The sequence below is a fragment of the Anaerosacchariphilus polymeriproducens genome (assembly GCF_003363435.1).
GTDB lineage: Bacteria > Bacillota > Clostridia > Lachnospirales > Lachnospiraceae > Anaerosacchariphilus > Anaerosacchariphilus polymeriproducens.
Genome location: NZ_QRCT01000050.1, coordinates 241,337 through 267,954 on the forward strand (window position 1 = coordinate 241,337; position 26,618 = coordinate 267,954).

A 26,618-nucleotide genomic window follows, 5' to 3' on the forward strand; every position below is an offset into this window, starting at 1 on the left:
TGAACTGTGACTATAAATTAAGAAAATTTAAGTTGCAGAATTGAGTGCATGAATGTTATAAAAGAAGATACCTTAGAAAGAGAGAATAGGGATGGAAAAGACAGTAATTAAAGTAGAACATTTATCAAAAATATATAAGCTTTATCAAAAACCTTCTGACCGCCTCAAAGAGTCCCTTGGTTTCACAAGGAAAAAAAAGTATCAGGAGCATAAAGCATTAAATGATGTAAATATAGAAATAAAAAAAGGTGAGACTATCGGTATTATCGGAACCAATGGTTCCGGAAAGTCTACTTTGTTAAAAATCATTACAGGTGTATTGAATCCTACCTCTGGTAATGTGATAATTGATGGACGTATTTCTGCTTTGTTAGAATTAGGGGCAGGTTTTAACATGGAATATACCGGAATTGAGAACGTGTATATGAACGGTATGATGATAGGTTTTTCCAGAGAAGAAGTGGATGAAAAGCTGAATGATATCCTTGAGTTTGCAGATATTGGAGACTTTGTATATCAGCCGGTTAAGACGTATTCAAGTGGTATGTTTGTTAGATTGGCATTTGCTGTTGCCATTAATATTGAACCGGAAATTCTAATTGTTGATGAAGCACTTTCAGTAGGAGATGTTTTCTTTCAGGCTAAATGCTATCGTAAGTTTGAAGAATTTAAGAAAATGGGACGAACGATTTTGTTTGTCAGCCATGATTTAAGCAGTATCAGCCGTTATTGTGACCGTGTCATTTTGCTGAATAAAGGCATCAAAACAGCAGAGGGTGACCCCAAAGAGATGATTGATATTTACAAAAAAGTATTAGTAAATCAATATGATGAAGAAAAAGAACTTATGACACCGGTGGATGAGAAAGCATTTGCTGAGGACAGCTGGGCACGTAAGCTGTTAAACAATCAAAGAAGACAAGAATATGGAACTAAATTAGCAGAAATCATTGATTATGGAATTATGGATCAAGCCGGTACGATTACAAATAATATTATGAAGGGTGAACCTTTTACTGTGAAAATGAAAGTAATCTTTCATGAACTGGTACAGGATCCCATTTTTGCATTTTCGATTAAAGATATGAAAGGGACCGAAATAACCGGAACTAATACGATGGTTGAAAAGAAATTTGTGAATCTGAAAGAAAAAGAGCAGGTCATTGAAATATCGTTTGAACAGAATATGGATCTGCAAGGTGGAGAATACTTATTATCCTTAGGATGTACAGGCTATGAAAGAGAAAATTTCACGGTATATCATCGGTTATATGATATATGCAGCATTACAGTAATTGCAGACAAGAATTCAGTTGGTTTTTATGATATGAATTCTAAAATTCAGATCGTATAAAGTAAAGGGTCAGGCAGTGTCAGCCCGAGAAAAAGATAGAGGGAACAGAATGTATAACAAAATTGGAAATGTAACTTTGAATTATGATCATTATTCGGGAAAAGATTTATATAGTGATGGCGAAATTGAGGATGTACTATTAAAATTAGTACAGGATCACGAAGAAGAAGAACTCAATGAGGTTATTTATCAAAGCAAAGACTGGGCCGTTTTGTATCATCTATCTCATATACGGCAAAACATTGTAAGCTGGCTTCCGATTCAAAAGACGGACAAAGTACTGGAAATTGGTTCGGGGTGCGGTGCGATTACAGGCGCTTTGGCTCAAAAGGCTTTGGAAGTGAAATGCATTGAGCTTTCTCAAAAAAGAAGTTTGATTAATGCGAACCGAAATAAAAAGTTTGATAATATTGAAATCTTACTTGGCAACTTTCAGGATGTAGAAGCAGGGTTGACACAAAAATTTGATTACATTACATTAATAGGCGTTTTTGAATATGGAGAAGCTTATATTCAGACGGAAAACCCTTATGTAGATTTCTTGAAAAAAATAAAGAAACATTTAAACAAAAACGGTAAATTAGTGATCGCCATTGAAAACCGACTTGGATTGAAATATTGGGCTGGTTGTAAAGAAGATCATTTCGGTACTTTTTTTGAAGGGTTGGAAGGTTATACAACGTCCTGTGGAGTTAAGACATTTTCTAAAGTGGAATTAGAATCTATTTTAAAAGAGGCTGGGTTAGGAAGGCAGGAATTTTATTATCCATATCCGGATTACAAACTTCCGATGACTATTTATTCTGATAATTTTCTACCAAAAGAGGGAGAATTAAATAACAATATGAATAATTTTGATCGGGAGCGTATGGTTTTGTTCGATGAAACAAAAGTATTTAATAGTTTAATTCGAGATGGACTATTTCCCTTATTTTCGAATTCTTATTTAGTATTAGCTGAATTAGGAAAGGAGGAAGAGTAAATGAAGAAAGTGATTTATTCAAAGTACTCTAATGAGAGGGATAAGAAGTTTTCTATCCGTACAGAGATTATTGTGGAAGATGGATTAAAATATGTAATGAAAGTCCCACAAACGCAGGAAGCCAAGGAACATTTGAATCAACTACCGGTTTGGAAAGATAAGTTAGAACCGGTTTTTTCGAAACAGAATATAAAGTTAAATCAATGTGAAGTAAGAGAAGATGGTATCTGCTTTGAATTCATTGAAGGGGGAAATCTAGAAGAAATTTTTGATAGACTTTTAGCAAAAGGAAGTTTTGAGGAGATTGAAAAAAGAGTAATTGAATTTAGTGATTGTCTAAAAAGAATTTATTCTGGAAGTAGATTCCAGATTTCCAACGAATTTAAAGAAGTATTTGGTCTTGTTCAACTTCCTGACAATCTGGAAGCAGGAAAAGTGACAAATATTGATATGGTGTTTGGTAATCTGCTAATCAACGCGGGCTGGAATGTTATCGACTATGAGTGGACTTTTGATTTTCTTATTCCTGCTAACTTCGTGGTTTATAGGACTCTATATTATTATTTATATGGTGGAACACATCGTGCACCTTTAATTGAGCGGGATTTATTTTCTAAAGTTGGGATTTCTAAAAATGAAATGCAGCAATATGCCAGAATGGAAGGACATTTCCAACAGTACATGAGAGGCTCACATAAATATCTTAGACTTATGTACAATGATATTGGTAAAGGGAATTGGTTTGGAAGTCAGCTGATTGAAACCCAAAAAGTTTTAATGACTAAGCAGGCAATACGTATTTATATTGATAATGGAAATGGTGTTAGTGAAGAAAACTCTTTTGTGATAGGAGAATCGCTGACGCAGACGGAATCGATCGAATTCCAAATTCCAGTCACTCAAGAAACAAAATTAGTAAGAATAGATCCGGCAAGTCAAAAATGTATTGTAAGGGTTCTCAGCTTACTTGGTGATGGTGCTGCTACGTATGCTGCTTTCTATCAGACAAATGGAGAAAAGACGGATAAAGACCTTTTTCTTTTTAATACAACAGACCCACAGATCATTATCACAGATATAAAACCAGGAACTGTTGTTTTAAAAGTTCATTTGTCGGTATCGTTGTTAAATGATCAGATTATTACAGAACTGTCGCAAGGTCAGAAAGCCGTGAAAGGTATAAAAATGCATGGCTTATTATGGCTTTCTAAAAAAGTATTTAATAAATGCAAATATAAATATTTAGTGAAAAGGCAGGAAAAGCGGGATGCCTTGGAGTTAGAAAGAAAGTGGAATCTGATTTTTGGGACGGAAGAAATATTAAATGAGCAAAAAAAAACAGTTTTCCCCAAAGAGGTCAAGTTCAGTATTCTTGTGCCATTATATAATACACCAGAGATATTTTTGAGAGAAATGATAGAATCAGTACAGAACCAGACATATTCGAACTGGGAATTATGTTTGGCAGATGGAAGTACACAGGAATATTCTGCTGTTGGGCATGTGTGTAGTGAATATATCAAGGAAGATTCACGTATTAAGTATAAAAAATTAGAAAAAAATCTTGGGATATCGGAGAATACCAATGCCTGTATTGAAATGGCTACAGGTGAGTATATTGGATTATTTGATCATGATGATGTATTACATCCAAGTGTACTGTTTGAGAATATGAAAGTAATTCAAGAGCATGAAGCAGATTTTATATATACGGACGAAGCGACCTTTGAAGATGATTTAAGAAATATAGTTCTTTATCACTTTAAACCTGATTTTTCGATTGATAACTTAAGAGCGAACAATTATATTTGTCATTTTACAGTTTTTAAATCTTCGCTATTAAAGAAAGTAGGAGGATTCCGAAAAGAATATGATGGAAGTCAGGACCATGATCTGGTTTTACGGTTGGCGAAGTCAGCTGATCGCATATGGCATATACCAAAAGTATTGTATTTCTGGCGTTCTCATGCAGGATCAGTGGCTTCCGGTATTGATACAAAAGCTTATGCCGTAGAAGCTGGGAAAAAGGCAGTGAAAAACAGTGTAGCACAATACGGATATGAATCTGAAGTTGAAACTTCGCCTGTTTCACCCAGTATTTATCGAATTCATTATGAAATAAAAGGAAATCCAAAGATTTCAATAATTATACCGAATAAAAATCATATGGAAGATTTAAAACGTTGTATTTATTCGATTTTTATTCGATCGTCTTATAAGAATTATGAAATTCTGGTAGTAGAAAATAACAGTGACGAAGATTCAATATTTGAATTTTATAAAGAACTGGAAGAATATGAAAATGTACGTGTGATTTATTTTAACGAAGCATTTAATTATTCTAAGATTAATAATTTTGGAGTTCGTCAGGCAAGAGGTGAATATATAGTCTTTCTAAATAATGACACAGAAATAATTTCACCTTCCTGGATAGATGAAATGTTGATGTATGTACAAAGAGATGATGTTGGTGCAGCAGGAGCGAAACTTTATTACCCAAATGATACGATACAACATGCAGGCGTAATACTTGGTGTTGGTGAAGACAAAGTGGCAGGTCATAGTCACGCAGGAGCCTTGCGAAGTGATCCGGGTTATATGGGAAGGCTTTTCTTTGCGCAAAATGTAAGCGTCGTTACAGCTGCGTGTATGATGGTAAAGAAAAGTATTTTTGAACAACTGAATGGATTTGATACGAGTCTTGCTGTTGCATATAATGATGTGGATTTATGTCTGCGTATTCGTGAATCAGGGTATTTAATTGTAATGACGCCATATGCAGAATGTTATCATTATGAATCAATCTCAAGAGGAAAAGATGACACTCCGGAAAAACAAAAAAGATTTCTGGAGGAAGTGAATTTAATGAGAGAACGTTGGGGGGCTCTTATTGATAATGGGGATCCTTATTATAACCCTAATTTGTCATTAAAAAACCCTTGGAGATTTGAGCCGGAGGTTAAGGAATGAGTATAAAAGAATTGGAATATCGTATCGATTCAGTCGATATTATGGACCATGAATGCATTATCAAAGGCTGGGCAGCTTATGAAAATGACCTGACTATAAAAGTCTTTGAAGATGAAAAAGAGGAATTAATAAGCAGGGTGGTTTTTTCTATAAGAAGAGATGTATTAAAAATGTTTCCCAATGAAAATATTAATCCAAAGTGTGGATTTACCATTTATGTGAAACAGGAATCAGCAACCTATTTACAACTTGCATTTTTAGAAGAGGACAAAAAAGCAGTTGAAAAAATCAATTTAATTGCTGCCAGACAAGGGCAGAAATACGCAGGATCTAATTATTTGCAAAAAGGAATCCGATATTTAAGGAAGAATGGTCCCATTGAATTAATTAAGAAAATTAATTATAAGTTATTTTCTCCAGGGGGACGTGTAGTCAATTATGAAAAATGGATGAAAAAAGTTGTACCATCTAAAGAAGAGCTTGAGAGACAAAAGAAAGAGATATTTGCATATCAGCCTAAATTTAGTTTTGTGATACCACTTTATCAAACGCCAATACATTTTTTGAATGCATTAATTAAGTCGATACAAGAACAGACTTATACGAATTGGGAAATATGTTTTTCAGATGGTAGTGGACTTGATTCGCCTTTGACCGGATTTTTAGAAGAGAAAACGAAACAGGATGACCGTATTCAATTTGTAAAAAATGATATGCCTTTAAAAATCTCTGAGAATACCAATGAGGCTATCAAGATTGCGACAGGAGATTTTGTTGCATTTGCAGATCATGATGATTTGCTGACACCGGATGCATTATATGAATGTGTGAAAGCGTTAAATACAGATAAAAATATAGAGTTGCTTTATTCAGATGAAGATAAAGTTACTATGGATGGGAAGCATTATTTTCAGCCACATTTTAAGTCAGATTTTAATTTAGATTTATTAAGAAGTATGAATTATATTTGTCATTTGTTTGTAGCAAAGAGAAACATAGTAGAACAGGCAGGGTTGTTAAAACCAAAGTTTGATGGGGCTCAGGATTATGATTTTGTATTGCGTTGTGTTGAACTCAGTCAAAATATTTATCACATACCTAAAATTTTATATCATTGGCGTTCCCATGCAGAATCAACAGCAGAAAATCCGGAAAGTAAAATGTATGCGTTTGAGGCAGGAAAAAATGCAGTTCAGGCACATCTTGACCGCCTGGGAATCAAAGCAAAGGTTGAGATGGGGCAATATTTAGGTCTGTATAGAACAAAGTATATACTAGAAGAAAAGCCTTTGATTTCAATTTTAATTCCTAACAAAGATCATATAGATGATTTGGAAAAATGTATTAAGTCAATTGAAGAAAAATCTACTTATAAAAACTTAGAATATATCATAATAGAAAATAATAGTGAAAATGAGGAAACCTTTGTTTTTTATGATGGCTTAAAGAAAACAAATCCAAAAGTAAGAATCGTTACTTATGAAGGAGATTTTAACTATTCAAAAATAAATAATTTCGGCGTTACGTTTGCATCCGGCGAGTATTTACTGTTTTTAAATAATGATACTCAGATAATTAACGAAGATTGTTTGGAAGAAATGCTGGGATTTGCTATGAGGAAAGACGTTGGGATTGTTGGAGCCAGATTATATTATGAAGATGATACCATTCAGCACGCAGGTGTAGTGATTGGATTTGGAGGAATTGCTGGTCATACATTTATTGGGTTTGACAGAGAAAGTAATGGTTATTTTTCAAGAATTATTTGTAGTCAGGATTATAGTGCAGTGACAGCAGCCTGCATGATGACCAAAAAATCTGTATTCCAAGCGGTTGGTGGCTTTACAGAAGAATTGGCAGTTGCTTTTAATGATGTAGATTTGTGTCTTAAAGTCAGAAAATCAGGAAAACTAGTGGTGTATACTCCATTTGCAGAATTATATCATTTTGAATCAAAGTCCAGAGGGCAGGAAGATTCGGAAGAAAAAATTGCCAGATTTCAAAGTGAAATTGAATTATTTGAAGAACGATGGCCTGAGATATTAAAAAATGGAGATCCATATTACAATCCAAATCTGGCTCTTCAAAAATCTGATTTCTCATTAAGACCACTTTGAGTTGACTGTGTGTCTTGAAATTATAGAAACAGAGTGTTAAAATAGAAAAGATTTATCATGAGGGGGAAAATGATGAAAGAGAACAAGGGGTGCTTATATGATGAAAGTATATATTTGTCCACGATGTGGATGGGTAAGAGAAGTTTCAAGAAGAAAAGAGGTCGAATGCCATAAATGTGGACTGCCTCAAATGACACTTACGGATATGTTATATGAAAACTTTATTGAGCTAAATAAAGAAGAGAGACAGGCATTTGCAGAACAATGGATGAAAGAACATGGAAAAGTCGAATAAGAACCAGAAAAAAAGTGAATACGGTATAGAATGGGGTAGGTTGTTTCGACGCCTATCTCCTTATAATGTAAAAAAAGGTTTAAAATATCTTTCCCATTATGGTTTAAAAGGATTTTGGGTTAAACTAAATGAACGATTTCAGATAGAAGAAATACCCTATGAGTCATGGATCGTCAAACATTTGCCCAGTGAAGAAGAATTAAAAAAACAGGAAAAGACTACTTTTGACTCCAACCCTTATATTAGTGTAGTAGTTCCTGCTTTTGAGACTCCGGAAAATTTTTTAAGAGAACTTATTGAATGCATGCAAAAACAGTCATATAGGAACTGGGAATTGTGCATTGCTGATGCAAGTATTGCAAAAGATGTGGAAAACGTAGTAAAATCATATCATGATGAAAGAATTAAATATAAACGGTTAGAAGAAAATGCAGGAATATCTGAAAATACGAATCGTGCGATAGAGATGGCGGAAGGAGAATTTATTGGATTATTGGATCATGATGATTTACTGGCCTTTGACTCCATGTATCAGATAGCCAAAGTAATCGATGAGAATATAGAGGTTGATGTAATATATTCAGATGAAGACAAAATATCAGAAGATTCAAAAGAACATTTCAGACCACATTTCAAGCCGGATTTCAATTTAGATTTGTTACGTTCCAACAATTACATCTGCCATTTTTTTGTAGTAAGAAAATCTTTGGCAGCACAAGTAGGGGGAATCCGACAAGAATTTGATGGGGCACAAGATTATGATTTCATTTTCCGTTGTATTGAAAATGCCAGATTAATAAAACATATTCCCAGAATACTATATCACTGGAGAGTTCACAAAAATTCAACGGCAGAGAATCCCGCCAGCAAAATGTATGCATATGAAGCAGGCAAGCGAGCCATAGAAGAGCATTTAATGAGACAAGGTGTTGAAGGAAACGTATGTCATACAAGAGATATAGGATTTTATAGGGTGAACTATCCGGTAACAGGAAATCCATTTGTTTCTATTATAATACCGAATAAAGATAATGTTGATATTTTGAATAGGTGTTTAGAATCCATTGAAAATTCTAATTATAAGAATTATGAGATCATAATTGTAGAAAATAATAGTGAAGAAGATAGGACTTTTTCCTATTATAGAGAATTAGAAAAGAAAGAAAATTTAAGAGTAGTCGTATGGGAAAAAGAATTCAATTATTCGGCAATTAATAATTTTGGAAGAAGATTTGCGAATGGAGAATATTTAGTTTTATTAAACAATGATATCGAAATTATTGAAAATCAGTGGTTGGAAGAAATGTTAGGACATTGTCAACGACCTGAAGTAGGGATTGTCGGAGCTAGATTATTTTATCCTGATGATACCATACAGCATGCAGGAACGGTCATTGGAATCGGGGGAATTGCAGGTCATATCTTTACAGGACTGCCCCGTAGCCATACAGGATATATGCATAAAGCAGGATTACAGCTGAATTTAAGTGCAGTTACTGCTGCCTGCCTTATGGTGAAAACGCAGGTGTTTGACCAAGTAAATGGATTTGAAGAAAAACTGTCGGTCGCTTTTAACGATGTGGATTTTTGTTTGAAAGTGAGACAAGCAGATTATTTAGTAGTCTATGATCCTTATGTAGAAGCTTATCATTATGAATCAAAAACCAGAGGTGCTGAAGATTCCAAGGAAAAGGTAAGGAGATTTCAAAGTGAAATTGAATTTATGAGGGAAAGATGGATTCATATTTTGAAAGAAGGTGATCCTTATTATAATCCGAATCTAACCTTGACAAAATGGAATTATTCATTAAAAGAAAATTAAAGAGGAAAATATGCTGGAAGTATCAATTATAATACCAAACTATAATGGAATAGAATATATAGAAAATTGTCTTCGCTCGTTGAAAATACAGGTGAATTTATCTGATTTGGAAATTATTGTCGTTGATAATGGCTCGACAGATGGAAGTAATGATTTGGTAAGAAGAAAATTTCCCGAAATCAGTATGGTTCAGCTGAGAGAGAATTTTGGATTCTGTAAGGCAGTTAATATGGGAATAAAAGCAGCAAAAGCACCTTATGTTATTTTGTTGAATAACGATACGCAGGTTCATGAGTATTTTGTTAAAGAATTATTAGATGGAATCAAACGTTACCCTAAGGCGTTTTCGTGTGCCTCTTTAATGTTAAATTACAATAATAGAGCTGTAGTTGATGATGCCGGAGATTTTTATTGTGCATTTGGCTGGGCTTATGCGAGGGGAAAAGGAAGAAATAGCAGTGAGTATTTGAAAGAAGGAAAGATTTTTGCCTCCTGTGCCGGAGCCGCTATTTATCGTAAAGAGGTTTTTGATATGATAGGATATTTTGATGAAGACCATTTTGCATATTTAGAAGACATTGATATCGGTTATCGAGCCAGAATCTATGGTTATGAGAACTATTATATACCAACTGCCAAAGTCTATCATGTTGGTAGTGGGACAAGCGGTTCCAGGTATAATGAGTTTAAAGTCAAAAACAGTTCTAGAAATAATATTTATCTTATTTATAAAAACATGCCGACGTTTCAAATAATTTTAAATCTACCATTTCTGATTGCAGGATTTATAGTTAAAACTATTTTCTTTATCAGAATAGGTCTTGGCTTTGAATATATCAGAGGACTAAGGACTGGTTTCAAAATGTCGGAGAGGAAAAAGAAAATTTCATTTAAAAAAAGAAATTTATGGAATTATTGTAAAATTCAAAAGGAACTTTGGGAAAATTGTTTTAAAATTTTAAGAAAGTTTTAATGAAATTTGATGAAAATGTTAATTGCCCTTTTTTGGGAGTTATTGTATTATATACAAGTATGATGGAAAGAATTTAGGTGAGTATTGTTGATTAAAGATAATCAAAAAATTTTGAACCGAGTGCATATAGTAATTGATGCAGTGATTATAATTATTTCTTATGTACTGGCTTGGTATCTTAAATTCAAAAGTGGTATATTTGATTTTGAACATTTAGGTTTTCTAAGAGCAAGGGTTTATTTTTCTGCGCTTTTAGTGATTATACCGGGATATTTAATTTTATATTATGCATTTAATTTGTATACGCCAAAGCGGGTACAAGGGCGCAGAGTGGAACTCGGCAATATTGTGAAAGCGAATACCTTGGGACTGCTTTCTTTTATTGTGGTATTATATGTGATTCACCAACCTGATTTTTCGCGAATGATGATTTTCATTTTCTATGGTGTTAATATTACGTTAGAAATGATTGTCAGATATATTATAAGATTATGTTTGTATAATGTGCGAAAGAAAGACTATAACTTAAAACATATCTTGTTAGTTGGTTACAGTCGGGCTGCAGAAGAATATATAGACCGAATCATGTCGAATCCACAATGGGGTTATAAGGTCAGAGGTATCTTAGATGATAATATAGAAAGAGGTACTGTATATAAAGGTATCAAGGTAATAGGAAGAGTTGATAATCTTCTGGTGATTCTGCCGGAGAACCGTTTGGACGAGATTGCCATTACCTTAAGTATTCAGGAGTATTTTAAGTTAGAAAAGATTGTTGCCCAGTGTGAAAAATCAGGTGTGCATACGAAGTTCATTCCTGATTATAATAATATTATTCCAACCAGACCATATACAGAAGATCTGCTTGGGTTGCCGGTAATAAATATTCGACATGTACCATTATCGAATACTTTTAATATGATGGTAAAAAGAGTAATGGACATTATAGGATCCATTATCTGTATTTTGCTTTTTTCACCGGTTATGTTAATTACCGCTTTATTGATAAAGCTGACCTCAAAAGGACCATTAGTTTTTAAGCAGGAAAGAGTAGGTCTGCATAATCATTCATTTTATATGTACAAATTCCGTTCAATGGAAGTCCAGCCGGAATTACATGAAAAGAAGGCATGGACAACACCAAATGATCCCAGAGTGACCAAGGTCGGTAAAGTTATTAGAAGAACAAGTATCGACGAGCTGCCTCAACTTTTTAATGTTTTAAAAGGGGATATGAGTTTGGTAGGACCTAGGCCGGAAAGACCGCTGTTTGTGGAAAAATTCAGAGAAGAAATACCAAGATACATGGTGAAACATCAAGTACGTCCGGGCATGACCGGTTGGGCTCAAATCAATGGTTTGAGAGGCAATACATCAATTCGTAAACGTATTGAACATGATTTGTATTATATTGAGAATTGGACGATTGGGTTTGATTTTAAAATTTTATTTTTAACTGTATTTACCGGATTTATAAATAAAAATGCCTATTAATAGTTTGGCGGGAGGAAATAAAAATGGCTAGTTCTAAACAAGCAAAAAATAAAAGAAAAAAGGCTAGACGCAAGAGAAGAATTGTAATTTTTATTATTGAAATAGTTATTGTTATAATACTGCTTGTGGTTTTATATCTATGGCAGTTGTTCTCTAGAATGCAAGATCCTGATTTTAATAAAAATGCAGTTCATAAGAATGAAGAAGTTGAAAAAACGCAGGGTTTTAGAACAATTGCACTTTTTGGCTTGGATAGCAGAGAGAATGATAGTCTTGGAAAAGATAATCATAGTGATACGATTATTATTGCTAGTATTAATAATAAAACGAAAGAAGTTAAACTGGCATCAGTCTATCGGGATACCTATGTTAAAATTCCCGAGGACGACTATAACAAAGCGAATTCAGCATATTTTCTGGGAGGTCCTGAAAAGGCAATCAGTATGTTGAATATGAATTTAGATTTAGTTATTGATGAATATGTGACTGTTAATTTCATGGCATTAGTCGATGTTATTGATGAATTAGGTGGTATAGAAATTAATGTTACAGAAAGTGAAATTCAACATTTAAATAATTATTTGGTTGAGAATAGAAAGATTACTGGAAAAGATACGCCGGATGTAGCTAGTACAGGATTACAAAATCTGAATGGAATGCAGGCGACTGCATATTGCAGAATCCGTTATACAGGAGGCGATGATTATAGAAGAACTGAGAGACAACGACTTGTGATCAGCAAAATTTTTGAAAAAGTGAAAAAAAGTGATCCGGTTACACTTACAAAAATAGCAAATTCTGTCATTGGAGAGAATATGGTAAATACAAATATATCTCAGACAGAAATACTTAAGTTGTTAACAGATGCACCTTCCTATAAATTCGGTGAGACTACAGGATTTCCTTATACCAAAATAGCAGATAAAAAGGTAACAGGCTTAGATGATGTTGTGGCATGTGGTTTTGCGTATAATGTAAAAAAACTGCATAAGTTTTTATATGGAGAAGAGAATTATCCGGTATCTTCCACAGTACAAGAGATTAGTGATTACATTATGAATAAAACAGGTGTTGAAACAGAAGAGATGGAAGAAGATACGACTCCGGATACTTTAACAGAAGGAGCAGCAACGCAATAGAAATAAGAAAGTGTATAATTAGTGTTTGTTCATTTACGTGTTATGAAAGGAAGGAAATACGATGGAAGCTCCTATTAAAGGAAAAAAGAAAAGTAAAAAGGCGAGAAGAAAGAGAAGAATTATAATATTTATTATTGAAATTATTATACTATTATTAATATTAGCTGGGTGGTTTATAGCAAATAAATTATCAAAATACCAAAAAGATCCTGACTTTGATAAAGGCGGTCTGGTACGTAATAAAGAAGTAGACAAAAAAGATACAGAAGATTTTAAAACGATTGCACTTTTTGGGTTGGATAGCAGAGATATTGAAAGTCTTGGTAAAGGAAATAACAGTGATACGATAATTATTGCAAGTATTAATAATAAGACAAAAGAAGTAAAGCTGGCATCCGTTTACAGAGATACTTATTTGCAGATACCAGATGATAAATATAATAAAGCAAATTATGCGTATTGCATTGGTGGATCGGAAAAAGCAGTAAGTATGTTGAATATGAACTTAGATTTAGCAATTGAAGATTATGTTACAATAAACTTTAAGGCATTGATTGATGTGATTGATGCTTTAGGAGGAGTCGAAATCGACGTAACAGACGGAGAAGTTAAATGGATTAATGCTTATATGGTAGAGACTAGCGAGATAACCGGTGCACAATCACCGAATCTGACTCAATCAGGTTTGCAGAATCTTACCGGTTTGCAGGCTACGGCATATTGTAGAATCCGTAAAATCGGAAATGATTACCAAAGAACAGAAAGACAGCGTTTGGTGCTTAGCAAGATAGCCGAAAAGGTTAAGAAAAGTGATCCGGTTACACTTAACAAAATAGCAGATTCTGTACTTGAAGAAGTGAGAAGCAGTATTGAACCTGCTGAAATTCTGAAATTAGTTGCGGGTGCAATGTCATATAATTTAGGAGAAACTACTGGTTTCCCATTTACTAAAACAACTAATCCACCGTACGAGCCATTAGGTGATGCAGTTTATCCTTGCGGATTAGAATATAATGTATCAAAACTACATGAATTTTTATATGGTGAAAAAAATTATCAGCCCTCAACAACGGTGAAAGAAATCAGTGATCAAATCATAGAAAAAACCGGAGCAAAAACAGAAGAAATTGATACGACTACAAAGGATTCCAACACTTCAGAACCAACTACGGGTGCTTCGGAGTGAAAACGAAATTAGGAGTGATATTTTGAATCAATATACAGTAGATGTTGTGATTCCTACCTATCAACCGGATATAACATTTATTACTTTGTTAGAACGATTGGATAAGCAGACTTATCCGATTAATGAAATTATAATCATGAATACGGAAGAGTCTTTTTGGAAAGAGTCGGATTATCCAGAGCAGATGAATCGAAAAGTATTTCATTTGTTTAAAAAGGATTTCGATCATGGTGCTGTTAGAGCAGAGGCTGCTTTAAAGTCGAAAGCAGATATTATATTGTTTATGACGCAGGATGCGGTTCCTAAAAATAAGTATTTAGTTGAAAATTTAATAAAAGCATTTGATGACAATGACGTTGGAGCTGCCTATGCAAGGCAGCTTCCTCGTATAAATTGTAAAATGATAGAAGCATATACAAGGAACTTCAATTATCCGGGAAATAGTTGTACAAAATCTTTGGAGGATATTGAGGAACTGGGAATAAAAACTTTTTTCTGTTCAAATGTATGTGCGGCGTATCGCAAAGATATCTATATGGAACTGGGAGGCTTTGAAAGAAGGACTATTTTTAATGAAGATATGATTTATGCAGGAAAAATGGTACAATCCGGAATGAAAATTGCCTATGTTGCAGAGGCAGAAGTAATACATTCGCATAATTATAGTTATATAGAATATTTTAAACGCAATTTCGATTTAGCTGTTTCTCAGAAAGAGCATCCAGAGGTGTTTGAAAATGTACGTTCTGAAAGTGAAGGCATAAAAATGGTACGACAGACAGCTCATTATTTATATAAAAATAAGAAATCATGGATGATTGTAGATTTAATTTTACAAAGTGGATTTAAGTGGCTTGGTTATAAACTAGGAAAAAGTTATAACAAGCTGCCCAGGGAACTGATTAGAAGATGTACGATGAACCAGACCTATTGGGAACATCAGTAAAATTTGTTTAAGGAGGAGGAAGTATTATGTGTGGTATAGTAGGATATATTGGGGAGGATCAAGCAGCCCCGATATTGTTAGATGGATTATCTAAATTAGAATATCGTGGTTATGATTCAGCCGGAATGGCAGTGTCAAATGGAGAGGAAATTCAGATTCAAAAGGCAGCAGGCCGATTGAAAGTGTTAAGCGAATTGACCCATGGAGGAGAAATGCTTAAGGGGACAGTAGGAATTGGACATACAAGATGGGCGACTCATGGAAGTCCTTCTGATAGCAATGCTCATCCTCATTTGAACAGTGAACAGTCTATTGCGGTTGTTCATAATGGTATCATAGAGAATTATATTCGTATTAGACATAAATTAGAAGATAAGGGCTATACGTTTCAATCAGAAACAGATACAGAAACATTAGTTCAATTACTTGATTATTATTATGATGGGAACCCATTAGAAGCTATTAGCAAGATTATGAATCGAGTAGAAGGTTCTTATGCATTAGGGATAATTTTCAAAGATCATCCTGATAAAATATATGCAGTTCGTAAAGACAGTCCATTGATTGTTGGGACAAGTGAAAATGGTAATTTAATTGCATCTGATGTACCTGCAGTCTTGAAATATACAAGAAACGTATATTTTATACAAAATCATGAAATTGCTTGTCTAACTGGAAATGAAATTAAGTTTTATAATGTAGATCAAGAAGAGATTCAAAAAGATGCAACGAAAATAGAATGGGATATTAATGCCGCTGAAAAAGGTGGATATGAGCATTTTATGTTAAAAGAGATGTATGAACAGCCGAAAGCTGTTAGTGATACATTGAACCCAAAACATGATCCGCATATTGTCGATGGTAAAATTGTATTAAATGAATTAGGAATGACGGATGAAGAAATATTAAAAATCAAGAAAATTTATATTGTAGCATGTGGTTCTGCGTATCATACCGGTGTTACCGGAAAATATGTTTTTGAAGGAATGGCACGTATTCCGGTTGAAGTGGACCTTGCCTCTGAATTCCGCTATAGGAATCCGATTCTGGATGAGGGAACACTTGTGATTATAATAAGTCAATCAGGCGAAACAGCAGATTCGTTAGCAGCTCTAAGAGAAGCAAAAGCCAGAGGTATTAAGACTTTGGGAATTGTAAATGTAGTTGGAAGTTCTATCGCAAGAGAAGCTGATAATGTCATGTATACATGGGCTGGCCCTGAAATTGCTGTGGCAACTACGAAAGCTTATAGTACACAGTTGATTGCTCTTTATTTATTAGCAATGCGTTTTTCACAAATAAGAAAAACAGTATCGGAAGAAGAAATGGAAGTCATGATTCAAGATTTAAAACGTCTTCCAGATCAAATTGAGTTGTTGCTGGCGAATAAAGAAAAAATACAAAAGTTTGCTAACCGTTATCTGGCTGCGAAAGATGTTTTCTTTATTGGAAGAGGTGTAGATTTTGCTATATCATTAGAAGGATCTTTGAAATTAAAAGAAATATCTTATATTCATTCAGAAGCTTATGCAGCTGGAGAATTGAAACATGGGACTATTTCTTTAATTGAGGAAGGTACCTTAGTTGCAGCAGTCTTGACACAAGAAGATCTGTATAAGAAAATGATAAGTAATATTGTTGAAGTAAGAACTAGAGGTGCATTTGTCATGGCTGTGACAAATGAAGGAAATATTGAAGTAGAGAAAGCATCTGATTATGTAGTTTATATTCCACAGACGAATTCTTACTTTACGAACTCATTAGCTATTATTCCATTACAGCTATTCAGTTATTATGTATCTTTGGGAAAAGGCTGTGATGTAGATAAACCTAGAAACTTAGCAAAATCAGTAACCGTTGAATAAGAGAAAAATACAATTGGAGGAAAAAATATGTCTATTTTAGTTACGGGAGGTGCCGGTTATATCGGCAGTCATACATGTTTAGAATTACTAGAGGCAGGTTATGAAGTTGTAGTAATTGATAATTTATATAATTCAAGTAAAGAAGCTCTGAATAGAGTTGAAAAATTAACAGGGAAAAAAGTAACTTTTTATGAAGCAGATATTCGCGATAAGGATGCACTGGAAGAGATTTTTTCAAAAGAGCAGATTGATTCTGTCATTCATTTTGCAGGACTAAAAGCAGTTGGAGAATCGGTACAGAAGCCACTAGAATATTATGAGAATAACATTACAGGAACATTAGTTATGTTACAGGTTATGAGAGAACATGGAGTGAAAAATATTGTATTCAGTTCATCTGCTACCGTTTATGGCAGTCCGGCTTTTGTTCCAATTACGGAAGAGTGTCCGAAAGGAGAAATCACGAATCCATATGGTCAGACCAAAGGAATGTTAGAACAGATATTAACAGATCTGCATACCGCAGATCCAGAATGGAATGTAATTTTATTACGTTATTTTAATCCAATTGGAGCGCATAAAAGTGGAATAATTGGAGAGAATCCTAAAGGAATACCCAATAATTTAATTCCGTATATTACGCAGGTAGCAGTTGGTAAATTAGAGTGTCTTGGTGTATTTGGTGATGACTACGATACACCGGATGGAACTGGTGTCAGAGATTATATTCATGTAGTTGATTTGGCCTTAGGTCATGTGAAAGCAATAGAAAAGATAAAAGAAAAAAAAGGTGTCTTGATTTATAATCTTGGTACCGGTAAAGGTTATAGTGTATTAGAGGTTATTAAAAGTTTTGAAAAAGCAAGTGGTATCAAGATTCCATATGCTATCAAGCCAAGAAGACCTGGTGATATAGCTACCTGTTATGCAGATCCATCTAAAGCGAAAGCCGAATTGAATTGGGAGGCAGAACGTGGGATAGAACAGATGTGTGAAGACTCATGGAGATGGCAGTCAACTAACCCGAATGGCTACGAAAATTAAAAACAATATACACAAAATAAACACAATTTCTTGCTAAACTAAGTAAAAATAGAAAGGGGAGCTTAAATTATGTTTGAAGAGAATCAAAATTCAAATGTAGAACCCTCCTTTGAAGAACCAAAGAAAAAGGGCGGTTATTTAAAAGTTCTAATAATTATTATTTTAATAGCGATGCTTACTGTAACGGCTATTTATAGTTTGTTCATAGGTTATCAATACTTAAGTAAAAGCAAGAGCAATTCGGTTGAATCAACACAGGTTCCGAACAATCAGGATATAGTAGGTCAGACACTAGATGAGAGTACGGATTCTGCAAATGGTTCCAAAGATAATACGAAGAACTCTGGTTCAAATATGCAGACTCAGCCTCTTAGAGATGTATCAGGAGTAGTAAGTGCAGTAATGCCTTCCGTAGTGTCTATTACAAATGTCGGAACTGAGCAATATCAAGATTTTTTTGGTCAGACCTGGCAGGACAAATATGAAAGTAGTGGTTCCGGTATCATTATAGGTCAAAATAAAAGTGAATTGTATATTGTAACGAATAATCATGTAGTAGAAGGCGCTAATACAATATCAGTAGGCTTTGTCGATGATACTACAGTAAAAGCAAAAGTGAAAGGAACCGATTCTTATGTAGATTTAGCTGTTTTAAGTGTTTCAATAAAAGATATTGACAAAGATACATTAAAGAAAATTAAAATTGCAAAATTCGGAAATTCAGATGAATTGAAAGTTGGTGAACCTGCAATTGCAATTGGAAATGCATTAGGATATGGACAATCTGTGACTGTAGGCGTTATTAGTGCTTTGAATCGCCAAGTTTCCGTGGATAGTGTTACGAATGAATTAATTCAGACAGATGCTGCTATTAATCCGGGAAATAGTGGTGGAGCATTAATAAATATACAAGGTAAAGTGATTGGTATCAATTCAATCAAATTCGCATCTACTGAGGTAGAGGGTATGGGTTATTCAATACCGATTTCAACTGCACAGCCGATTATTGATGATCTGATCAATAAGAAAAAGGTTGATAAAAAAGATGCAGCATATTTAGGAATTGCCGGTGTAGATGTAACAGATGAAGTGTCCCAAACATATGATATGCCAATAGGAGTTTACGTAGCAAAAGTTTTTGAGGGTACTGCAGCAGAAAAGGCAGGACTGAAAAAAGGTGATATCATTACCAAAGTTGATAATAAAGAGGTCACGACTATGGAACAGCTTTCTCAAGTACTCAAGTATTATGCATCTGGTGATAAGGTAGATGTTGTTATTATGAAATCAGACAATGGAAAATATGTAGAGGCAGATATTCATGTTACACTTGGACGAAAAGAATAAATAAGTATTACAGCGGAGATAGATTAAGAATAATAATTCATATCTCCGCTTTTTATATAATCTTTACTTGTCGATTTTTAGTATGTAAGCTATAATAAGGAACAAGGGTGAGAAAGAGAGGATTAGAAATGACAGATTTTAATAACGAAAATGAAAATTCTTCTAAAGAGAATTTAGAAAATATACAATTGGAAAAGTATGATATGGATAAGAAAGAAGATAAAACAGGCGATACAGATGAATATGAAGAATTTTGTTATATCTGCCGTCGTCCGGAAAGCAAAGTCGGGAAACTGATTAAAATCCCTAATAATATTAAGATTTGTGCTGAGTGTATGCAAAAGACATTTGATACAATGAATCATACAGATATTAACTTTGATGATATGGTGAATCTCTCTAATCTTAGTAATATGCCAAACATAAGTATGATCAACTTATCAGATCTTCAGAATATGATTCCCAGAAATAAAAAAATAAAAAAGAAAAAATCAAAGGAAGAAAAAAAAGTTACTGCTTTTGATATAAAATCTATACCTGCTCCACATAAAATCAAAGCACAATTAGATGAGTATGTGGTAGGTCAAGACTATGCAAAACGTGTTATGTCGGTTGCTGTATATAACCATTATAAAAGAGTTGCTGTAGAAACTATGGATGATATAGAGATTGAAAAATCTAATATGCTGATGATAGGTCCGACAGGATGTGGAAAGACTTATTTGGTGAAAACACTGGCAAAATTGTTAGATGTGCCTTTAGCAATCACCGATGCAACCTCCTTAACAGAAGCAGGTTATATCGGTGATGATATAGAAAGTGTGGTTTCTAAGCTTTTGGCAGCAGCAGATAACGATGTAGAAAAAGCTGAACATGGAATAATTTTTATTGATGAAATTGATAAAATTGCGAAGAAAAAAAATACCAATCAAAGGGATGTTAGTGGAGAATCTGTACAGCAGGGAATGCTGAAACTGTTAGAGGGAAGTGAGATTGAAGTACCGGTAGGTGCTAATAGCAAAAATGCAATGGTACCTCTCACAACTGTAAATACAAAAAATATATTATTTATTTGTGGCGGAGCTTTTCCTGATTTAGATGAAATAATAAAAGAACGTTTGAACAAACAGTCATCAATGGGATTTAAAGCTGATTTAAAAGATAAATATGATAATGATAGAAATCTTCTGCATAAAGTGACTGTTGAGGATATTAAGAATTTCGGAATGATTCCGGAATTTCTGGGTAGACTTCCTATTGTATTTTCTTTAGATGGTTTAACAGAAGAAATGTATGTAAAAATTTTAAAAGAGCCCAAAAATGCAATATTGAAACAGTATAGAAAGTTATTAGAATTAGATGAAGTGCAATTAATATTTGAGGATGAGGCTCTACATGCAATTGCCAGAAAAGCGATGGAAAAGAAAACCGGAGCCAGAGCTTTGAGAGCAATAATAGAAGATTTCATGCTTGATATTATGTATGAAATTCCAAAGGATGATAATATTGGCCGGGTCACCATTACGAAAGATTATATTGAAAAAACAGGTGGACCTATGATTACAATGCGTGGATGCTTAGAGTTAGAAGAGAATAATTCTAACATAATACAGCAACAAGGACTTGCAATTCAATAGATAGTAATAATAAAAAAGAGTGAATGTTTGATTAAATGAGAATTTCAAACATTCACTTTTTTGTAAAATTAATTAATCGTCAGGTAGAAAGAAGAAATCTTCTACTCTATTTTTCCTATCAAAAAATCCGTTATATTGAACATATTTGTATTCTAGTATTTTCTTGTAATAAGGTGAGGACTTATCATTTAAGTGATAAAATTTACCGTCTGCGCCCCAATATCCATTTGCAGTAATAGCAGGGATATCTTTCGATAAGTCTAACAAATAATTTTGATATGCAGTTTTTTTCAAATTCATTACATCAAAAACTTTTGCAGATAAATAATTTAAACTAGTTTTCTCTACTTGCTCTTCTTCAATATCATAATTAGCCCAAACAATAAATGGAACTTGATAAGTGATTTGTGTTGAATCGTTTTTATTTCTTTTAATTAAAGCATCTTGAAATTTTTTCAACGCCGGTTGATGATCACCGAACATAACAATAACGGTCGGTTCGTCAACTTGCTTAAAATAGTTAACAAGGTTTTTAAATGCATCATCCGTTTTCTTGATTAAAGTTAAATAACGTTCTACTTCAGTCGTTCCGTATTTAGAATTATCAGACAATTCCTTATCAGTAATTTTGATATCCAGAGGCAGATTATTGTAATTATAAGTGTACTTTCCATGATTTTGCATAGTTACGTTAAACATATAATAGGGATCGTCAGAAGTCTTCTTTGAATTTTCATATTCTTCAATAATTCGGTTAAAATCTTCTTGATCTGAAATATATTTACGAACCAGTTCCGGATTCTCAAAATCGTTTTCACTAATAAATTGATCAAAACCAAGTAACGGATAAGCTGCGTTACGGTTCCAACCGCCAGGATGATAAGGATGCATTGCAAGTGTTTTAGAAAACCCTTGTTGTTTCAAATCATAGTTAATAGAAGGAGAGATATCATTAACATACATTTGTAATGGAGCAACACGTTGTGGGAAGAATGCCAACGTATTGCCCGTCATAAATTCAAATTCTGAATTTGCCGTATTTCCGCCATAAACGGATACGTATGCTCTTCCTTTTATTGTGTTTTCAGAAAGACTTCTGTAAAATGGCATATAATCTTGATTTACCTTAAAATCAGCAATAGATTTCAGGTCAGAATACGCTTCATTCATGATAACAATAAGATTTGGTTCCGTTGTTGTAGTGTTCTTTGAAAAAGTCTGTTTTTGTTCTTGTAAATAAGGAGCAGTAACAGTTTCAACTTTGTTAAGAGCATACCCGGCAGGATCTTTAATAATCAATACTTTTCCACTAAGCACTACGGTTAAAGCACTTCCTATCAGCCGGTAGCTGTTAGTAGGACAAAACATACGTACATGTACGCCCTTTTTTTCTAAATAGTCAGTAAAATATGTAATTTTAACAAATGATCCAATACTTATCATACACAAAACAAGTGCTATTACACGCTTTTTTAACACAAGTCCTTTGTAACTATGCAATTTACATAAAAAAACAGAAAAGCCTATAAATGCAAGTAAAATGCAATAATCCATTTGTCTAAATGTAAATTGATATTCTCCCGAAACACTTGCAGCTGTGTTAATTGAAGTAAAGTCAAAAGCTACAATAGAGAATCCTCTGAATTCATATACATTATAGCTTACAAATCCGAATATAAAAGTAATCCAGCAAAGCATTAACGCAGCGATTTTGGTTCTGTTGCAAATGACATAGAGTAGAAAGAGTATTAACGCATAAATAATTAAATTAAATAAAATGCAGATAGGTTTCATGTATAAGATAAATTTTCCATAAAAAAATTCAATGAGCAGATAGCATACAAACGGAGTTATAAGAAACCCCAATCTGGCAATCCATTTGTTCCACATTTCATTGAGAGGGTTTTTAATCCAAAGCAGAATTATAATACATAATACTAATGGAGTAGCGCTGATCTTGCGCTCATTGAATGAGAGTCCATGATTAAATAGTAGTAAAAAATAAACAATTACAACTATTGTTGTCATAAGAATTTTGCTAATCAAATAAAGTTTTTCTTTATTTATTGAAGATATTAAATTTTTAAATTTAGATTTCATTTTTTCTCCTTCATCGTAGTAATTTAATACGATATTATTAATATAAAACGTCATATTTTTAATCATCATTTTCTTGCAAATAAGTACTAAAAACGACATTTAAGTATATAGTAAATTTTAAAATATTTATATAATTTTGTCAATCAAGAGAAACGATTCTTAAATAAGGAAGAGTTTGGGGTTTTACATAAGAGACAGATTGTGTTAGAATTTTAAAAACAAGGGGGTGTCACATGATATATTTAGGTATTATATTTAGTATCTTTATTTTGGATTTCAGCATCAAGAAATATATGGAAGAGAAAAAGGTTTTACATAAAGAGGAGAAAATATGTAAGGGCAAAATTATACTTCATAAATATCATAACAAAGGTGCTATATTCAATTTTTTAGAAAGAAACCAATTTCTTGTGATACTGGGTTCTATTTTGGGTGTTGCCGTATTAGCGGTCAATTTTGGTTCAAATTTATTGAAAAGGAGAAAGAGGGTGTTAAAGCTTGGTCAAAGTTTTATGTTAGGTGGGGCGTTAAGTAACCTTTATGACCGGATATCGAAAAAATATGTAGTAGATTATTTTAGCTTTAATTCCAGATGCAGCAGACTAAAGAATATAATCTTTAATCTTTCAGATATCTTTATTTTTCTAGGAGGAATTTTAGTTATTATCTATAGAGTGTTTTTTATACTAAGGAAAGACTTTTGCAAAAAGGACTAACATATTTATAGAGTTGAAAAAGGTCATAATGTAATCATATTGTTAAAAATTGTGTATTTGCGATAATGCATTTACTACAAATAGAAAGTGAGGATTAAATTGAAAAAGAAATTTCTATCTATTTTAGCATGGACCTTATCTATAAGTTTCATGACAGGAACCGTAGAAAATATGAGATTTGTTTACGCTGAACCCGTGCAGGAATCAGAACAAGGGGATAATAATTCAGCTGATACTATAGAGCAGACTATGGACTCTATTTCTGATCCGAAACAAAGTGAAGAGATAAAAAATGAAGATAATTTGGCAAAAGAGGATGAAACAAAGACCGTTTTAAGTGAAAAGAATAATAAGGAAGAAATGGAAGCACTACTCAAAACGGCACAGGAAGAATTATCCAATATTTTAAAAAGTAAAGAGGTTCGAGGGACCGTATATAATTGTGATACATATGAAATAAATGAAGCTGCAGATCCTTCTAGTAAAGTGATAAGTGTAGTTGCTTCAGGACAGCAGATTTTTATTGATGGTATTCAAATTGTAGATGGAGCTCTTTGGTATCAGGTTCATTATGCACAAGATGGACAACCTTTAAAAGGGTATATTTTAGATAATTACCTAATTTTTGTAGATACAGATTTTAATTCTTTTCGTAATCAATTATTACAAAAAATAAAAGCAATAAATTTAGCAGAAGTAAAAGTTCAAGGAAGAGCCTCTCTTAGTTCTGTGACAAACTTTGACGATATATTGGCATATTTTCCCACTAGTTATCATCCTTATTTAAAAAAGCTCCATTCTGCTCATCCTAATTGGACCTTTGTAGCGCAGAATACAGGATTGGATTGGGGAACTGTGATTTCCAATGAAATGTATCCATCAAGGAATTTGATTGATAACAAAAATATTGCCTCATGGAAGTCATTAGCATCGAGAGATTATAATCAAAGGACAGGAAAATGGGTTATTAAAAGTGATCCATATTGGGTACAAGCATCTACAGCAATTGTAAAATATTATATGGACCCTAGAAATTTTTTAAATGAAACCGGTATTTATCAATTTGAATTACAGACATTTAATTCCAATTATCATACACAAGCAGGAGTAGAATCCATCTTGAAAGGGACTTTCATGGAGAATGCAAAAGTCAAGAGTGGTATGACATATGCGCAGGCATTTATGAAAATTGGAAAAGAAATTAATGTAAGTCCTTATTTATTAGCAAGCCGTGTTCGCCAAGAACAGGGAACGCAAGGCAGCTCAGATTTGATTTCCGGTAAAGTTCCCGGTTATGAAGGTTATTACAATTATTATAATATTGAGGCATATGGACAAACAAGAGCTGAAATAATTGAAAATGGATTGAAAGAAGCCAAAAGAGAAGGATGGAATTCCAGATACAAATCTCTATATGGAGGGTCCAAAAAAATAGCGAAAAATTATATCAGTCAGGGACAAGATACCTTTTATTTACAGAAGTTTGATGTAGACAGTTCTTTTAATGGCTGCTATTGGCATCAATATATGCAAAACCTGCAGGCTGCAGAAAGTGAAAGCAAGAATGTAAAAGTTGCTTATGAATCAATGGGAGTCATTAATAATTCCTATGTATTTAAAATTCCTGTATTTAAAAATATGCCGTCAAGTGCAAGCGCAAAACCAACACAAAAAACACCTGGAAGAGTGTCAATTAACAAGGCTTATTCAACAGCTTATAATAAAATAAAAATTAAATGGAAGAAAGCAAGTGGAGCAAGTGGATATTATATCTATCAATCTACATCTCCAAAGGGTAAATATAAACACGTGAAAACAGTGAGTGGTGGCAGCTCTACTTCAGGATCTGTATCCGGTTTAAAGACAGGCAAAACATACTATTTTAAAGTACGTGCGTATAAAGTGATTAGTGGAGCGAAATGCTTTGGCAGTTATTCCGGTGCAAAATCAGCGAGACCAATGCCTTCAAAGACTAGTATTATTAAAAGGACAGCTGCAGATTATCGAAGCATTAAACTTACTTGGAAGAAAGTAAGTGGAGCAAGTGGTTATAAAATCTACCGTTCGACGAAAAAAACGGGATCTTATAAGATGATTAAGACAGTAACTTCCGGGAATCGAACATCTTATACCAATAAAAAATTAACCACAGGTAAGACTTACTATTATAAAATTAAAGCTTATCGTACAGTAGGAAGTAAAAAATATTATTCAAAATATTCTAGTGTAGTATCTAAAAAAGCAGTGCCGTCAACACCTAAAGTAACATCAATCAAGGCTTCAAGTAAAGACAAAATCAAATTGAGTTGGAAAAAAGTTACTGGAGCAAGCGGTTATGTAGTTTATCGTTCTAACAGTAAAAATGGAACTTATAAAGAAATAAAGACAGTGAAAAATGGAAAGACAGTTTCCTTTACCGATAGAAAGTTAAACTCCCAAAAAAGATATTATTATAGGATAAGAGCTTATCGTAATGTAAACGGAAAGATGATAAAATCTTCATATTCATCCAAAAAGAGCGCTGTGACTCTATAAAATAAACACCAATCATCTTATCATCTTATTTAGATTCAAAAGTAAGATTGAAAAGAATTGATTGGTGTTTTTTGCAAGTCCCCCGTCTGTATTTCG

18 protein-coding genes are annotated in these 26,618 nt (G+C 33.4%); 17 read left to right on the forward strand and 1 reads right to left on the reverse strand.

Annotation, left to right across the window (positions count from 1 at the left end):
• Window positions 1-91: 91 nt before the first annotated feature.
• The 15 genes from DWV06_RS16540 to clpX all read left to right on the forward strand — a co-directional run bounded on the left by DWV06_RS16540 (window position 92) and on the right by clpX (window position 21,171).
• Window positions 92-1,354, forward strand: a complete 1,263-nt coding sequence (locus DWV06_RS16540; protein WP_115483318.1) for an ABC transporter ATP-binding protein — start codon at window positions 92-94, stop codon at window positions 1,352-1,354.
• A gap of 49 nt (window positions 1,355-1,403) precedes the next feature.
• The gene (locus DWV06_RS16545; RefSeq protein WP_115483319.1) at window positions 1,404-2,336 is read left to right on the forward strand and encodes a class I SAM-dependent methyltransferase; all 933 of its coding nucleotides are present in this window, start codon (window positions 1,404-1,406) and stop codon (window positions 2,334-2,336) included.
• Entirely contained in the window at window positions 2,337-5,306 is a 2,970-nt protein-coding gene (locus tag DWV06_RS16550) for a glycosyltransferase family 2 protein (RefSeq protein WP_115483320.1), read from the forward strand.
• Window positions 5,303-7,423: a glycosyltransferase family 2 protein gene (locus DWV06_RS16555; RefSeq protein WP_115483321.1), complete on the forward strand. Its 2,121-nt coding sequence runs from the start codon at window positions 5,303-5,305 to the stop codon at window positions 7,421-7,423. Before DWV06_RS16550 ends, DWV06_RS16555 begins: the two co-directional genes overlap by 4 nt.
• 97 nt (window positions 7,424-7,520) lie before the next feature.
• Window positions 7,521-7,718, forward strand: a complete 198-nt coding sequence (locus DWV06_RS16560; RefSeq protein WP_115483322.1) for a DNA-directed RNA polymerase subunit M — start codon at window positions 7,521-7,523, stop codon at window positions 7,716-7,718.
• On the forward strand, window positions 7,702-9,540 hold the full coding sequence (locus DWV06_RS16565; RefSeq protein WP_115483323.1) for a glycosyltransferase family 2 protein: 1,839 nt from the start codon (window positions 7,702-7,704) through the stop codon (window positions 9,538-9,540). The genes DWV06_RS16560 and DWV06_RS16565 overlap by 17 nt, the downstream gene beginning before the upstream one ends.
• Window positions 9,541-9,550: 10 nt before the next feature.
• Entirely contained in the window at window positions 9,551-10,513 is a 963-nt protein-coding gene (locus DWV06_RS16570; RefSeq protein WP_115483324.1) for a glycosyltransferase family 2 protein, read from the forward strand.
• 87 nt (window positions 10,514-10,600) lie between these two features.
• Window positions 10,601-12,007 carry an undecaprenyl-phosphate glucose phosphotransferase gene (locus DWV06_RS16575; protein ID WP_115483325.1) on the forward strand — a complete coding sequence of 469 codons (1,407 nt, stop codon included), beginning with the start codon at window positions 10,601-10,603 and terminating at the stop codon, window positions 12,005-12,007.
• Window positions 12,008-12,030: 23 nt separating this feature from the next.
• On the forward strand, window positions 12,031-13,146 hold the full coding sequence (locus DWV06_RS16580) for an LCP family protein (protein ID WP_115483326.1): 1,116 nt from the start codon (window positions 12,031-12,033) through the stop codon (window positions 13,144-13,146).
• Between the two features lie 61 nt (window positions 13,147-13,207).
• Window positions 13,208-14,332 carry an LCP family protein gene (locus tag DWV06_RS16585; protein ID WP_115483327.1) on the forward strand — a complete coding sequence of 375 codons (1,125 nt, stop codon included), beginning with the start codon at window positions 13,208-13,210 and terminating at the stop codon, window positions 14,330-14,332.
• 22 nt (window positions 14,333-14,354) lie between these two features.
• Window positions 14,355-15,278, forward strand: a complete 924-nt coding sequence (locus DWV06_RS16590; RefSeq protein ID WP_115483328.1) for a glycosyltransferase — start codon at window positions 14,355-14,357, stop codon at window positions 15,276-15,278.
• Window positions 15,279-15,304: 26 nt separating this feature from the next.
• The gene (gene glmS, locus DWV06_RS16595) at window positions 15,305-17,143 is read left to right on the forward strand and encodes a glutamine--fructose-6-phosphate transaminase (isomerizing) (RefSeq protein WP_115483329.1); all 1,839 of its coding nucleotides are present in this window, start codon (window positions 15,305-15,307) and stop codon (window positions 17,141-17,143) included.
• A 27-nt stretch (window positions 17,144-17,170) separates the two neighbouring features.
• The gene (gene galE / locus DWV06_RS16600; RefSeq protein ID WP_115483330.1) at window positions 17,171-18,187 is read left to right on the forward strand and encodes a UDP-glucose 4-epimerase GalE; all 1,017 of its coding nucleotides are present in this window, start codon (window positions 17,171-17,173) and stop codon (window positions 18,185-18,187) included.
• A 69-nt stretch (window positions 18,188-18,256) separates the two neighbouring features.
• Window positions 18,257-19,534 carry a S1C family serine protease gene (locus tag DWV06_RS16605; RefSeq protein WP_115483331.1) on the forward strand — a complete coding sequence of 426 codons (1,278 nt, stop codon included), beginning with the start codon at window positions 18,257-18,259 and terminating at the stop codon, window positions 19,532-19,534.
• Window positions 19,535-19,737: 203 nt separating this feature from the next.
• A complete protein-coding gene (gene clpX, locus DWV06_RS16610) occupies window positions 19,738-21,171 on the forward strand; it encodes an ATP-dependent Clp protease ATP-binding subunit ClpX (protein WP_334294010.1) in 1,434 nt (477 codons plus the stop codon).
• A 72-nt stretch (window positions 21,172-21,243) separates the two neighbouring features.
• Here the strand turns inward: clpX and DWV06_RS16615 are convergent, their stop codons facing one another.
• A complete protein-coding gene (locus DWV06_RS16615; RefSeq protein ID WP_115483333.1) occupies window positions 21,244-23,271 on the reverse strand; it encodes an LTA synthase family protein in 2,028 nt (675 codons plus the stop codon).
• Window positions 23,272-23,504: 233 nt separating this feature from the next.
• Here DWV06_RS16615 and DWV06_RS16620 point away from each other — a divergent pair, with 233 nt between their 5' ends.
• Window positions 23,505-23,987, forward strand: coding sequence for a signal peptidase II (locus tag DWV06_RS16620; protein WP_115483334.1), 483 nt, complete (start codon window positions 23,505-23,507; stop codon window positions 23,985-23,987).
• Window positions 23,988-24,086: 99 nt separating this feature from the next.
• Window positions 24,087-26,522: a hypothetical protein gene (locus DWV06_RS16625; RefSeq protein ID WP_115483335.1), complete on the forward strand. Its 2,436-nt coding sequence runs from the start codon at window positions 24,087-24,089 to the stop codon at window positions 26,520-26,522.
• Window positions 26,523-26,618 lie beyond the last annotated feature (96 nt).